Origin of the sequence: Pseudomonas sp. FG1, from assembly GCF_034313875.1 — a bacterium.
GTDB lineage: Bacteria > Pseudomonadota > Gammaproteobacteria > Pseudomonadales > Pseudomonadaceae > Aquipseudomonas > Aquipseudomonas veronii.
The window spans coordinates 212,492-226,122 of the sequence record NZ_JAVIWP010000001.1 but is presented as its reverse complement, the minus strand read 5'-3'; the positions used below and the strand labels follow the sequence as shown (position 1 = coordinate 226,122).

13 protein-coding genes are annotated in these 13,631 nt (G+C 58.1%); 7 read left to right on the top strand and 6 right to left on the bottom strand.

The genetic code is table 11. From position 1 onward, the window contains the following. Positions 1-2 precede the first annotated feature (2 nt). Genes RGV59_RS01045 through RGV59_RS01020 form a run of 6 tightly spaced genes read right to left on the bottom strand, consistent with a single transcriptional unit; the run spans position 3 to position 4,788 of the window. The gene (locus RGV59_RS01045; protein ID WP_322246826.1) at positions 3-473 is read right to left on the bottom strand and encodes a YbaK/EbsC family protein; all 471 of its coding nucleotides are present in this window, start codon (positions 471-473) and stop codon (positions 3-5) included. Further along, positions 460-2,055, bottom strand: coding sequence for an amino acid adenylation domain-containing protein (locus RGV59_RS01040; protein ID WP_322246825.1), 1,596 nt, complete (start codon positions 2,053-2,055; stop codon positions 460-462). Before RGV59_RS01040 ends, RGV59_RS01045 begins: the two co-directional genes overlap by 14 nt. After that, positions 2,042-2,809 (bottom strand): thioesterase II family protein, encoded by a 768-nt coding sequence (locus RGV59_RS01035; RefSeq protein ID WP_154974231.1) that lies wholly within the window; start codon positions 2,807-2,809, stop codon positions 2,042-2,044. Before RGV59_RS01035 ends, RGV59_RS01040 begins: the two co-directional genes overlap by 14 nt. 4 nt (positions 2,810-2,813) lie before the next feature. Further along, complete coding sequence (locus tag RGV59_RS01030; RefSeq protein WP_057711100.1) at positions 2,814-3,083, bottom strand: phosphopantetheine-binding protein; 270 nt, start codon at positions 3,081-3,083, stop codon at positions 2,814-2,816. Between the two features lie 25 nt (positions 3,084-3,108). Then, complete coding sequence (locus RGV59_RS01025) at positions 3,109-4,068, bottom strand: chlorinating enzyme (protein WP_057711101.1); 960 nt, start codon at positions 4,066-4,068, stop codon at positions 3,109-3,111. Between the two features lie 30 nt (positions 4,069-4,098). After that, positions 4,099-4,788: a GntR family transcriptional regulator gene (locus RGV59_RS01020; protein ID WP_322246824.1), complete on the bottom strand. Its 690-nt coding sequence runs from the start codon at positions 4,786-4,788 to the stop codon at positions 4,099-4,101. 395 nt (positions 4,789-5,183) lie between these two features. Here RGV59_RS01020 and leuA point away from each other — a divergent pair, with 395 nt between their 5' ends. The 7 genes from leuA (at position 5,184) to RGV59_RS00985 (ending at position 13,618) form a co-directional block, all read left to right on the top strand. Further along, a complete protein-coding gene (gene leuA, locus RGV59_RS01015; RefSeq protein ID WP_154974225.1) occupies positions 5,184-6,878 on the top strand; it encodes a 2-isopropylmalate synthase in 1,695 nt (564 codons plus the stop codon). 1 nt (position 6,879) lies between these two features. Continuing rightward, positions 6,880-7,620, top strand: coding sequence for an AraC family transcriptional regulator (locus RGV59_RS01010; RefSeq protein WP_145336603.1), 741 nt, complete (start codon positions 6,880-6,882; stop codon positions 7,618-7,620). A gap of 212 nt (positions 7,621-7,832) precedes the next feature. Then, on the top strand, positions 7,833-9,329 hold the full coding sequence (locus RGV59_RS01005) for a TolC family protein (RefSeq protein WP_184746353.1): 1,497 nt from the start codon (positions 7,833-7,835) through the stop codon (positions 9,327-9,329). Further along, the gene (locus RGV59_RS01000; RefSeq protein ID WP_322246823.1) at positions 9,326-10,498 is read left to right on the top strand and encodes an HlyD family secretion protein; all 1,173 of its coding nucleotides are present in this window, start codon (positions 9,326-9,328) and stop codon (positions 10,496-10,498) included. Before RGV59_RS01005 ends, RGV59_RS01000 begins: the two co-directional genes overlap by 4 nt. Continuing rightward, on the top strand, positions 10,491-12,035 hold the full coding sequence (locus RGV59_RS00995) for an MDR family MFS transporter (RefSeq protein ID WP_154974218.1): 1,545 nt from the start codon (positions 10,491-10,493) through the stop codon (positions 12,033-12,035). Before RGV59_RS01000 ends, RGV59_RS00995 begins: the two co-directional genes overlap by 8 nt. Before the next feature lie 462 nt (positions 12,036-12,497). Then, positions 12,498-13,274, top strand: a complete 777-nt coding sequence (locus RGV59_RS00990) for a DUF3050 domain-containing protein (RefSeq protein ID WP_154974216.1) — start codon at positions 12,498-12,500, stop codon at positions 13,272-13,274. Beyond that, on the top strand, positions 13,271-13,618 hold the full coding sequence (locus RGV59_RS00985) for a DUF4437 domain-containing protein (RefSeq protein ID WP_322246822.1): 348 nt from the start codon (positions 13,271-13,273) through the stop codon (positions 13,616-13,618). Before RGV59_RS00990 ends, RGV59_RS00985 begins: the two co-directional genes overlap by 4 nt. The last annotated feature ends 13 nt before the right edge of the window (positions 13,619-13,631 follow it).

Genomic DNA, 13,631 nt, shown 5'->3' with positions numbered 1-13,631 from the left:
TTTTATTTCACCGAGATCACTTGGTGTGCCGAGATGATGTCTGTCAGACAGCCAGAAATTCTGAATACGGCGTTAGGGGTACCGGCTGCTGCCCAAATTTCGTCGAACGTCAGCAGGTCTTCATCAACGAACAGCTTCAGCTCTTGCTTATGTCCGAGAGGCGGAACGCCACCGATGGTGAAGCCGGTCACCTCTTTGACGAAGTCAGCATCTGCCTTGAAAATCTTGTCGCCGACCAGCCGCGAAATGGTCTTTTCGTTCACTCGGTTCGGCCCGCTTGCCAGTACCAGCACCGGGATATTGTCGCGGGTGCGAAAAATCAGCGACTTGACGATTTGGGCCTTTTCGCATCCCAGCGCTTGGGCGGCATCGTCGGCAGTGCGGGTCGAGTCCGGCAACTCCTGAACGGTCAGGTCGAGGCCGCGCTCGTGAAGGGTGTCCTGGAATTGCTGAGCGCGTTTACTGATTGTCATAAGCGGGTTCTCCCAATGGATGAAGCGTAGATAGCAGTCGCCGATGATCGATCTTGCCGGTGGCGGACAGCGGTAGGATTTCGCAGAGTTGGATGTGGCGTGGAACCATGTAGGCCGGCAGCTGCGTAGCCAGGCTAAGACGCAGTTGCTCCGGGCAACATGAGGGGTCGACGGCGATCACGAAGGCGACCAGCGACTTCTCGCCCTGCGGTGATTCAGTAACGGTAATGACGCTTTGTCGCACCTGCGGATGGCGGTTGAGATGGTAGGCAATTTCCCCCAGTTCGATTCGAAAGCCGTTGATCTTCACCTGGTCATCGATACGTCCTTGAAACACTATCGCACCGTCTCCGCGGAAGTAGCCTCGGTCCCCGGTACGATAGAGCCGTTCCTGGCGTTCGCCGATCAGGCATTCAAAGAAGCGCTCGCGGTTGACGTCTGGCAGTCCGAGGTAGCCTGGGGAAAGGCCGGGTCCGGCGAGACAAACCTCGCCGCTTTGACCCTGTTCGCAGAGGCGATCCTGGTTAATCAGGTAGACGCGGGTGTTCTGGATCGGGAAGCCGATGGGGAGGGCGGTATCCTCGTCGCGCAGTTCGCAGAGCGGATAGTACGTCGCGAACGTTGTACTCTCTGTCGGGCCATAGACGCTGACGATCCGTCCCGGCCCGTATCGCTCCAGAGCTTTGGCCATATGCCGCAGAGAGTGTGCTTCTCCGCCGGTGAGGACGGTACCGACACTGTCCAACGCCTGTGGCATTTCGTCGATCAGGGTATTGAATAGGGCTGTGGTCAGAAACAGCACGCTGATCTTTTGCGTCTGCAGGATGTGCTGTAGCCGCGAAGCGCGAATGTACACGTCCGGGTAAAGCACACAGGTGCCGCCGAGCAGCAGGGCACCCCAGATTTCGAAGGTGGCCGCGTCGAAGGTCGCAGGCGCCATTTGCAGCAACCTGCTGTGCTCGTCCAGGCAGGCGTAGCGGGCGTTGTATACCAGGCGGGTAATGCCCCGGTGTGGGACAGGCACGCCTTTGGGCTTGCCTGTGGAGCCGGAGGTAAAGTTGATGTAGGCGATGGCGTCGGCTTCGATTGTGAGCGGCGGGTCGCCTCGATCCTCAATCGCTTCTGCAACAGCACTGGGTGCCAACACGTGGTAGCGGGAAAAGCGGGTGTCGTGTCTGGTGTTTTCGCTTCCCATCAGGTAGTCGCAGCATGCTTGGCCTAGCACTTCATGAATACGTTGCTCCGGCCAACCCGCATCGATGGGCAGGTAGCTCGCTCCAGCCTTCAGGATCGCCAGGAGCGCCACGATCAGTTCGGTGCTGCGCGGTAGGCTGACGGCTATTACATCGCCAGGTTGCACGCCCTTGGCGAGCAGGTACCACGCCAAGTGGTTGGCGTGGATGTTCAACTGTTGATAGCTACACTCATGATCCTGATGCCATATGGCAATGGCGTTCGGGTGGCGCGCTACGGTGCGGGAGAACAACTCGCCGACCGAAAGGTGGTCCGGATAAGGTACGTGGGTTTGGTTGACTTGTTTGTGCAGCGCCAAGGCTGAAGGGGTTAGCTCAAGCGTTTGCATGCTGATTCCTCATTCGAGTGGTCAAGCTGTGCAGCAGTTGATGGCGATGGCTGTCGAGGAAAAAGTGATCGCCATCGATCTCGATCAGCTCAAATTCTTTCGAGGTATGCATGGACCAACCTGCCATGCTGGCTTGTCGGTCGATCGGGTCGTGGCGGCCGAAATAGGCGTGTATGGGAATCTCCAACGGTTGCTCATGCCAGTCCTCCCAAATTTCCGAGAGCCGCATGTCGCTGCGCAGTGCTGGGAGCATAAGGCGCATCAGAATCTCGCTCTGTAGTACCGCCAGCGGCGTCCCGCCCATGGTGTGTAGGGCTTGATGGAAATCCTCGGCGCAGAGTTGATGCAGATAAGGCTGCGCTTGTCGGCTGGCCGGGCTGCGGCAGCCGCTGACGAACAAACGGTGGGTCTGGCCGGGATGGCGATAGCGGATTTTCTGAGCCAGTTCGTAGGCCAGGCGTCCGCCGAAGCTGTGCCCATAGAGCGCATGGGGTGCATTAAGATAGGGTGCCAGCACCTCGAGGCAGTCCTCGATCAGTGGCGACCATTCCTCATACGGCGTTTCCTTGATTCTGGAACCTCGGCCGGGCAGGCGTACGGCGAGCAGTTCCACGTCTGCGTCCAAATCATTCACCCAACTGCGAAATAGATCGGGGTTACCTCCCGCATAAGGGAAGCAGATCAGACGCAAGCGCGGACGAATCCGGGGGCGGGGCACCAGAAGCCAGCGCTCATCGTATGCTTGCCCGGACATATCCTCAGATCTCCGTCAGGGCGTTAAAGTGTTTTGCGTTACGTTGAATGCAGGTAGCAATGTCACTTACAAGGCTCTGTGCGAAGAGATCCTCGGGGGGCAAACTGTCCTCGCCAAAATGCTCCTCAGCCTTCGCAATCAGACGGATGGCGCTGAGTGACGTGCCTCCTGCGGCGAAGAAGTCGCTGCTGGCATTTTCCACACCTAGCCCCAATTCGCGGCAGGTATTAATCAGCCAGAACTCGATTTTGCCGATTTCTCCTACGTTGCTCATGCTCTGTTCTCCTTCTTTATCTGGCTCAGCGCCGAGGGAATTGGAAGCCGTTGCAGGTGCGATCGACAAAACGGTTGTGAGGGAAACGATTATCCCCGGACACCAATACGCAACCGAACTTGTCCAGGCTGGCCTGGCCGCCGAATTCCTCGAGAGTGTTCGAGTACGGATAGACTTGCACTGAGGTCGGCAGATAACGGGCGGCGAAGCCCAGGCGCATCTGGTCGGTCAGGCCGTTGTGCGGGTGCGAGGCATGCATAAGGGTCGACCAGAAAATGATGAACTGGCCTTGGCGCATGACCATGGATTTGGCCTGGGACTCGTCGGGCTTCCAGTTCGGGTCTTTCTGCAGTTGTCGATAGTCATAACCGAAGAAGCCCCGACGGACGCCGTCTTTTTCCATTTTATTGATGGCGTCGGATTGGTAATCCATGGTCTTCGATTCGTCGTAGTTCATGGTCCGGTGAGTACCGGGAATGAACTGCAGGCAACCATTTTCAATGGTGGCCTCGGTGAATGCGGCCCAGACCGTGATGGTGCCGCCGAACTGCGCGTCTTCTGGCCAGACTATTTGAGGATGCTTGGAGCCGGCAACGTTAGAGAAATTGTCGGCTTGGTGCCAGTCGGTGCCTTCGTCGCCGGGGTATTTGGGGAAGAACTCGGAGCGCCAGCAAAGCGTGTCACGGCCAAGGATGCTCGACACCCGATCGACGATTTCCGGACGAGTAATGTGCGCTGCGAGGAAGTCGACATCCAGGTGACGGTCATAGTTGGACAGATTGGTTATCCCGGATACCGCCTTGTCCTGGCTGTAGATCGCTTTCTTGGTGTTGAGCAGTTTGGGGCGCAGGGCTTGTAAGCTACGCTCCATTTCGTCCTTTTGATAAAGGTCGAAAGGCCCTATGTAACCGTCGCGGTGGAACTTCTCCAATTCACTTTGGCTGAGACTAAAATCCAGTTCAGTGGAACGTACCTGTTCTTCCATTTGACACCTCGCGGGTTTGTGGATCGTGTTCTAACGGGTCATCTGTTTTTCCAGATAATTTTTGAATGTGTCGCAAGCCTTTTGCAGGTGCTGGCGTAAAACAGCAGCCGCCTCTTCGGGGGCTCTGACCTCGGCAAGCGATATCAATTTTTTGTGGTCATCCTGGGCCATTTCTTCCAGTCCCATGGCCGCCAGATGGAAGCGCAAAAAGCGCTCTTCTTCTTGCAACTCAACGTTGATCAGGTTGAGCAGCTTCCGGTTCGTCGAACGTCCATAGAGCGACATATGAAACAACCCGTTGAGGCGCCCAAGGTTGGCCAGATCGGTTTCGTTTTCCATAGCGGCGACGTATTCGCGGGCTTTCGCGAAATCTTCGTCACGCAGGTTTGGAATTGACTGACGCAGCGCCTCTGGCTCGAGTAGCAGGCGCAGGCAGTATGTCTCCACCGCATCGCTGACGTTCATCTGCAACACGACGGCTCCCTTGTTGGGGGTGTTGCGTACTAATCCCTGGGCTTCAAGTTTCAACAACGCTTCTCGGACTGGCATTCTGCTGACACCGAACAAGCTCGCTAGCTCTTCCTGTCGCAAGGCCGTTCCGCCTGCAAGGGTTCCGTTCAAAATCCCATCCCTCAATGTCTTTTCCACCAAGTTTCGTGATAACGGAGATTGAGCATCTATCTCAGGAAAAGCTGCTTTAAGGTCTACGGTGGCTTTCAATTTTGTCTCGCTGACAGGCTTGTTTGTGGATCCTGGATCCAATATATAATTTTACAATTCAGCTCTGTCAAGTAGCGCTGAAGCGGGTCGTTAGCACGGCGTTGGAACGCCTTCGGCGCCCGAGCGAGCGTTCTTACCAGAGGTGAGAGAGGGGTGGTCGACCCTTTTTGGCGGGTGTTTGTTGGTGTGCTTGGGTTGCAGTTAATTTTTACTTGGCGATGTAAATCGCCAACAAAATTATAATTAATGACCTTTTATGCTTGTTTTTATGGTTTTTTTGGGAGGATTAGCAATTGGTTTTCGTCTGTTTCGTTTAGTGTTTGTTCTAGCGAGCGAGGGTGAACGGCCGCGTCGGCTGCCCACTGTCGTAACTGTCGAAAAAAGGAGAAACCGTCATGATGCTCAAGGATCCGTCCAGCAAATATCGCCATTTTAATACCGTGGACCTGCCCGACCGCCAATGGCCCGGCAACGTGCAGGCGCTAGCTCCCACTTGGTGCAGCGTTGATATGCGCGACGGTAACCAAGCCTTGATTGAACCGATGAATGCCGAGCGCAAACGCCGTTTTTTTGATTTGCTGGTCAAGGTGGGCTTTAAGGAAATTGAGGTGGGTTTTCCCGCCGCTTCCCAGACCGATTTTGACTATGTGCGTGAGCTGATCGACAGCGGCTCGATTCCTGACGATGTCACGATTCAAGTGATGACGCAGGCGCGCAGTCATCTGATCGAGCGCACCTTCGAGGCGCTGAAGGGGGCTCCACGGGCGATTGTGCATGTATACAACGCCACCGCTCCGGTGTTTCGCGATGTTGTCTTTGGTGTGGATCGTGCCGGCTGTATCGAGATTGCCACCCAAGCGACGCGCGAGATCAAGCGCCACATGGACAACAATCCCGGTACGCAATGGACATTCCAGTATTCCCCGGAAACCTTTTGCTTCACCGAGCTGGAGTTTGCGCTGGAGGTCTGTGAGGCAGTGACGGACGCGTTCGGGCCGACCCCGTCCAACAAAATGATCCTGAACCTGCCGACAACGGTGGAAGTCTCCACCGCAAATGTGTTTGCCGACCAGATTGAATGGTTCTGTCGGCATTTCAGCCGCCGTGACAGCGTGGTCATCAGCGTCCATCCCCATAACGATCGTGGCACCGGCGTTGCTACGGCGGAGCAGGCATGCCTGGCAGGCGCTGAGCGTGTCGAGGGCACGTTGTTCGGCAACGGTGAGCGAACCGGTAATGTGGATATCCTGACGCTGGCGATGAACCTCTACACCAGTGGCATTGATCCTCGGCTGGATTTCTCGGACATCATTCATGTCCAGCGTGAGGTGGAGTTCTGCAATCAGTTGCCGACCCATCCTCGCCACCCATACGCCGGTGAGTTGGTGTTCACGGCTTTCTCCGGTTCGCACCAGGACGCGATCAAGAAAGGCTTTGCGGCACGCCAAGCCAACCCGAACGGAATATGGGAAGTACCGTACCTGCCAATCGATCCCGCCGATATGGGCCGCAGCTATGAAGCGGTGATCCGCGTCAACAGTCAGTCGGGCAAAGGTGGCGTGGCGTATTTGCTGGAGCAGCATGGCATCGTGATGCCGCGTCGCTTGCAGATGGAATTCAGCAGCCTGGTCCAACAGGAAGCGGATGGCTCCGGCCAAGAAATCAGTGGGGAAATGATCCTCGCCTGCTTTACCCGGCATTACCTGGAACAGGGCAAGCCTTACGCGTTGCGGATGCCAAAACTGGTCAGCGAGGGGGATGTGACCTATCTGGAAGCCGCGCTTGAACACGGTGCGCAGCACATCGACCTGAATGGCGAGGGCAACGGCCCACTGGCGGCGCTTGTCGATGCCTTTGCCCAGCGCGGCATTCACTTCGATATCGCTGATTACCACGAGCATGCCACCTGCGACGGGGCCCAGGCTGAAGCACTGGCCTATGTGGAAATTCGCGTGGGCAACCAGTTGCTGTTCGGTGCCGCCCGCGACGGTAGCAGCTTGCTGGCTTCCCTCAACGCGGTGACCAGTGCCGTCAACCGCGCATCGCGCCTGGGCCTGCTCAGCGTGGCGAGCATCGCGGTGCCTTCCTGATATGATGGCGCACACCGCATTGGCGGCGCTCGCCGGTAACTATGGCCATGGCGACATAGTGGCTTCGCATCGGCATGAAGAAGGTCAACTGGTTTATGCCATTAACGGTGTGATGCTGGTATCGGTCGTTGGGACCACTTGGGTGGTGCCTTCCGGGCATGCGCTCTGGGTCCCTTCGGGGGCGGAGCACCAAATCCGCATGACCGGCGAGGTGCGCATGCGCACCCTGTTGATCTCGCCGGGCGCACACCGGGCGTTGACGGAGGAGTGCCACGTTCTCAAGGTTTCGCCGTTGCTGCGGGAGTTGATCATCGCCGCGGCCGATGAACATGACACTGAACCCGCCCTGTTGCGCCATGTGCAGATTGTCGATCTGATTTTCTCTGAACTCGACATTGCGCAGAGGGTGCCGGCGCATGTGCCGATCCCTGATGAGCCAAGGCTTAAGTCGCTGTGTGCCGACTTTATCGACAACCCGTCACAGGAGTCGAAACTGGAGAGTTGGGCGGTGCAACTCAATATGAGTTCGCGCACCCTGGCGCGGCTGTTCCAGAAAGAGTTGGGCATGAGTTACGGGGAGTGGCGCAAGCGCACTCGGCTGCTACTCAGCATGCAACGGCTGGCCTGCGGCGTATCGATCCTGGAAGTGGCATTGGAGCACGGCTACCAGAGCCCAAGTGCGTTTACTGCAATGTTCAAGCGCACAATGGGCTACACCCCGAGCAACTGCCGCCTGGTCTGATACGCCCCGGCGAGCGCGCGACCCCCAAGCGTACATGGCCCCGCCTCCAGGCAGGGCCATGTCTTTGCGCGTGCCCGACCCGTGGACGCCTGCGATAAGGCGGTCTACAGGCACATTGTCCAAATCGAAACGATGGTTGTCTGGAACTCGGGAGATGTGCGGCCCGGTGCTCTCTTAACCTGCGCTTCTACTTGGCATTCTGGGTTTTTTCGATGGGTTCGCCTTTTTTATATGCACGGCATGGTCGTCTTTCGCTCCTGACTGTGGCGGTCGTCTTGCTGGCGGGTTGTTCCTCCTGGGTTGCCCGCACACCCGCGCAGCCACACCCGGAACGCATTAATGCCCTAAGTCACCTGCCGCAGGGGGTTTCGGCCCAAGCGTTACCCGACCATTGGTGGCAGTTGTATAACGATCCGAAACTTGACGCGCTGGTGCAGCAGGCATTGATGCATAACCGCGACTTGGCCGCAGCCCAGTCCCATGTGCAGGCGATGTTGGCCGGGATCATGCAGGCCGATGCCGAGCGCTGGCCGTCGACCCAGGCGTCACTGGGCGCCGAGTACGGCAAGACAGCCGATGATCAGACCCTGGCCAAAGCCACCGATAGCCATGCGCCGTCCCAGTGGGCGTTCAACCCAGGCTTCGAGCTGGCTTATCAAGTGGATGTCTGGGGCCAGGTCCAGCGCAGTATCGAGCGAGCTCAGGTCCAGGCGGCCGCGGCGCAGGACGCCGAAGACTTATTGCGCATCACGGTGGTGGCGCAAACCACCCGCGCCTATGTCAATGCCTGCGCCCTGGGGGCACGCGCCAAGGTGCAGCGCCATTCGCTGGAAGTGGTCGGGCACAGCCTGGCATTGACCGATCGGCAGCGCCAGGCCGGCGTGGTGACGGATCTCGAATACACCCGTATGCAGGCGTTGCAGGGTGAAACCCTGGCACTGCTGCCGATGTTGGAAGCACGCCGGCAAGCTGCCCTGTACGAGCTGGCGATGCTGACCGGCGTGGCCGACCTGGAACAAGGCACTAGCGCGGCGACCTGTGAGGTCGTGCCGCAACTTAATGCCGAGCTGCCGGTGGGCGATGGCTGGCAATTACTGGCGCGCCGCCCCGATATCCGTCAGGCCGAGCGAGCGCTACAAGCGGCCACGCTGCAAGTGGATATCGTCCAGGCCGACCTGTATCCGAAGGTGACCTTTGGCGCTTCAGTGTCCTCATCCGCCAACAAACCCCATGAGCTGGGAGACAGTAGCGCGGTGATGTTTGGCGTCGGCCCGCTGATTACCTGGCAATTCCCCAACTGGCGTGCCAATCGCGCGCGGGTCAACCAGGCCAGGGCGTTGGAGCGGGTGGAAGTGGCGCAATTCGAGGCCAGTGTACTCAAGGCCCTCAAGGAGGTACGCCAGGCTCTCGCGCTATACGACGGCGAACGCCGGCGCCACGCCGCGTTGAGCCAGGCCCTGGACAGCAGTCGTCAAGCCTACAAGTTGGCCCAGTTCAATTACGACGCCGGGTCTATCGACTTTCTCGACGTGCTGGACAGCGAGCGTGAGCTCATCCGCCTGCAGGCCACGCTCGCCGATGCCGATGGCCAGCTATTGCAGCGCCAGATCAGCCTGTTTCGCGCGCTTGGCGGCGGTTGGCAGTCTTCTGCCCCCGCAACCGCTGCCCTCAGCCGCACTTCCGTCAATTTTTCCGGTACCCAGCCATGAATATCGCTGTCGATGAAAAAATCGCTGTCCAGGACGAGCAGGAGAAGGTGGTCGAGCAGCTCATGCATGCGCGCAAGCAACGCCGCAAACGCAACCTTATCCTGCTGGGAGGCGTTGTGCTGTCGATCGCGGCGGTGGCGTTCGGGGTGTATTGGATGACGGTTGGACGTTACCTGGAACAGACCGATGATGCCTATGTGCGTGCCGACTGGATTCCCATCAGCCCAAAAGTCTCCGGGTATGTGGCCCAGGTGCTGGTGGAGGATGACCAGCCCGTCAAGGCCGGGGATGTGCTGGTGCGCATCGAGGACCGCGATTACCAGGCGCGGCTGGCGCAGGCGCGTGCGCAATTGGCGGAAACCCAGGCCTCGGTCGCGGCCCAACAGGCCAACCTGCAAGTGACCGACAGCCTGATCGCTCAGCAAAAGGCCGGGGTAAACCAGGCTGAGGCCCACACCCGCAGCGTGGCGGCCGAGTTGCGCCGCGCGAGCCTTGACCAGCGCCGCTACCAGGGCCTGGTGCGCGAACACGCCGCCAGTGCCCAGCGTCTGGAAACGGCGGCTGCCAGCTATACCCAGGCCAACGCCGCAGTGGAAATCGCCAAGGCCATGCAGCGTCAACAGGAAACCAGGTTGACCGTCGCCATTACCCGGCGCCAGCTGGCCGAAGCCTCGCTCCAACAACAGATTGCCCGGCGCAGCCAGGCCGAGGCGCAGTTGAGCCTTGCGTCTCATGCGCTGGAAGACACCTTGATCCGCTCGCCCATCGACGGGGTCGTGGGGCAGCGCAAAGTGCGTACTCGCCAATACGTCGCGCCGGGCTTGCCGTTGCTGGCGGTGGTGCCCCTGCAGCAGGCCTATGTGGTGGCCAACTACAAGGAAACCCAGTTGCGCGACATGCGCGCCGGTCAACCGGTGGATATCAGCGTGGACAGCTATTCGGGACGCAAGCTCAAGGGGCATGTGGTGAGCTTTTCGCCAGGTTCCGGGGCCGTGTTCGCGCTGTTGCCGTCGGATAACGCCACCGGCAACTTCACCAAGATCGTGCAGCGCTTCCCAGTGAAGATCGTCATCGATGAGCATGACGAGGGCGGGCCTATTTTGCCTGGCATGTCGGTGGTCACCACCGTTGACACCCGGTCCGGCACCCAGGGCATGACGCATGACTGAGACCGTTGAAAAAACCGTCTCCTTTCGCGCCTGGGTGGCGGTGATCGGCGGGCTGTTCGGTTGTTTCATGGCCGGTATGAACGTGCATGTGACCAGCGCCGCGCTGCCTGAAATCGAGGGTTCCCTGGGTGCGACCTTCGAGGAGGGCTCGTGGATTTCCACGGCTTATCTGGTTGCGGAAATCGTGATGATTCCGCTGACGGCCTGGTTGGTCCAGGTGTTCTCGCTGCGGCGAGTGATGCTGGTGGGATCGTTTGTATTCCTGGTGGCGTCCATTGCCTGCTCCTGGGCGCCCAACCTGGAAGTGATGATCATCATTCGAGTGATCCAGGGGGCCGCCGGCGCGGTGCTGATCCCCTTGTCATTCCAGTTGATCATCACCGAGCTCCCGCCCAGCAAGATCGCGATGGGCATGGCCTTGTTCGCCTTGTCCAACAGCGTTGCCCAGGCCGCCGGGCCATCCATTGGTGGCTGGTTGACCGATGCTTATTCGTGGCGCTGGATTTTTTACCTGCAACTGGCGCCGGGCATTCTCTTGTTGCTGGCGGTGGCATGGTCCATCGATGCCAAGCCCATGCAGTTGAGCCTGCTCAAACGCGGTGACTGGGGCGGCATCCTCGCCATGATCGTCGGCCTGGGAGGCTTGCAGATCGTGCTGGAGGAAGGTGGGCGCAAGGACTGGTTCGGCTCCGATTTCATTGTGTGGATGTCGCTGATCGCCGGGCTCGCTCTGGTGTACTTCGTGCTGTCGCAGTTGTACGGCAGCCGCTCCTTCATCAACCTGCGCCTGCTCAAGAGCTACAACTTCGGAGTGGCCAGTGCGGCGATGTTCATTTTCGGCGGGGCTACCTTCGGCCTGGTGTTCCTGGTGCCCAATTACCTTTCCCAACTGCAGGGGTACAACGCCCGGGAAATCGGCATCAGTCTGATTGCCTACGGTATGGTGCAATTGGTACTGGCACCGTTCATGCCGCGCCTAATGAAGTGGCTCAACCCGAAACTGATGGTCGCCAGCGGCTTTTTCATCATGGCCCTGGGTTGCTACCTCGGCGCGCACCTGGACGTCGATAGCGCCGCCAACGTAATCATTCCTTCCACCGTGGTACGGGGGATCGGACAGCCGTTGATCATGGTGGCGCTTTCTGTTCTGGCGGTTTCCGGGCTGGCCAAAGATGAAGCCGGTTCCGCATCCGCTTTGTTTTCCATGCTGCGCAACCTTGGCGGGGCCGTGGGTACCGCAGGGCTGACGCAAATCGTCGCGATGCGCGAGCGCTTTCACTCAGAGCGGGTGGGAGAGTCGATCACGCTGTTTTCCCCGTCGCTGCAGGAGCGGCTGCGCGACAGCATGGCAGACAGCGAAGATTTCATATTCAACCAATTGCTGCCTGCCCAGCAGCAGCTCATCGAGGGTCTGATCCACACCGTGCGTCGCGAGGCGTATCTGATGGCCTACAGCGATGCGTTCTATGTGTCCTGTATTGCCTTGATCTTGTGCGGTGTGGCGGCGCTCGCATTACGGCAACACGTAAAGAGTTGACCAAATTCTGTCCGCCAGCAATGAGCGGGTCTTTGTCAATGAGCAAGAGGGAACTTGAATGGTAAAAAGGCGCATGGCCTCTTCATAGATTGATTGATTGCTAACTTAGCAATGACATATAGGTGGTTTGCACTCCGGAAAAGGGGTGTCGGCCAACTATTGCCTGACGAAGTTGATGTTATTAACTTCGGTCGGGCTTCTGTTGTTTGCGTATTTATAGCTCCGAAATAAATTGTATTAATTTTCAAAAAAACACTTGCCGAGAGTCATGAACTTCCTCTAAGTTTTGTCTTGCTTTGGCGGTTTAGAGTTCGCGCTAACGAAGCATGAGACTATAACTAACTTGAATAAGGCTTAAGTGCTGGCCGGCAATGGCGAGATAGGCCTGCTTATGCCTGGAAAAAGATAGCCAGGTAAGTCTCGCGTGGCCAGACCTGACTAACGCCTGATAAGGAGCGCAACATGGAAGATAAAAAGTCGCTATTGAGCGCAAAGAAATTAGAACTGGGCAACCATCAGATCTTTGCTGAAATCAATTCCTTGCCGGTGCTGCGTGCCTTTATGGAAACCCATGTATTCGCGGTGTGGGATTTCATGTCTCTGGCCAAGCGCCTGCAACAGGACCTGACCTGTACTCGCCTGCCTTGGCTGCCGCCGTTGGACCCGGCGGCAGCGCACCTTATCAATGAGATCATCCTAGGCGAGGAGTCTGACCAGAATCTGCAAGGCGGGCATTACAGCCACTTCGAACTTTACCTGCACGCTATGCGGGAAGTGGGCGCCAGCACTGACAAGATCGAACATTTTGTCAAACTGATGCGCGACGGCGTCGACCTGCAAACGGCTCTCACGCGTTGCGGCGCTGGCCTGGCAGCCTCTGCCTTCGTCACCGACACCATCGAAACCGCTATCAACGCCTCCACCCACAGTGTTGCCGCCGCCTTCCTGCATGGCCGTGAAAGCGTCATCCCCGAGATGTTCCAGCGAATCCTTGATGATTGGGACATCACCGCCGACGACGCCCCCACCTTTCGCTACTACCTGCAACGTCACATCGAAGTCGACTCGGAAGACCACGGCCCAGCGGCGGAAAGCCTGTTGGCGCGACTGGTCAATGGCGATGCCCAGCGTCAGGACGAAGTCTACGTGTCCGCGATTGCTGCAGTGCGAAGCCGTTTGGCCTTGTGGGACAACTTGCGTTTGTCCATGCGCGAAACTGTCAGTGAGTGCGTAGCATGAGCTTCGAAGTCATCGAGGCTGAACAGGCCCAGTGGTTTGAGGTGACGTCGGAGCGTGACATTACCCTGACGGTATTCAAGGACACACTGGACCCTGTGACGAAAACCGGTGTTCGTACGCGGTTGGTACGTTTCCATCCTGGGGGCGGCACGCGTGAAATCTACACCCATGATTATCACGAAGAAGTGTATTTGATTGAGGGCGACCAGACCGAGTTGGCAAGTAAGGATCGTCCCGAGAAGACCTATCGCGACGGTAGTTACTTTTTCAGGGCGGCGCACACCGAGCACGGACCGTTTAATTCAAAGGACGGATGCCTGTTGTTTGAAGTGCATTACTACTGATCGTCATGAACAA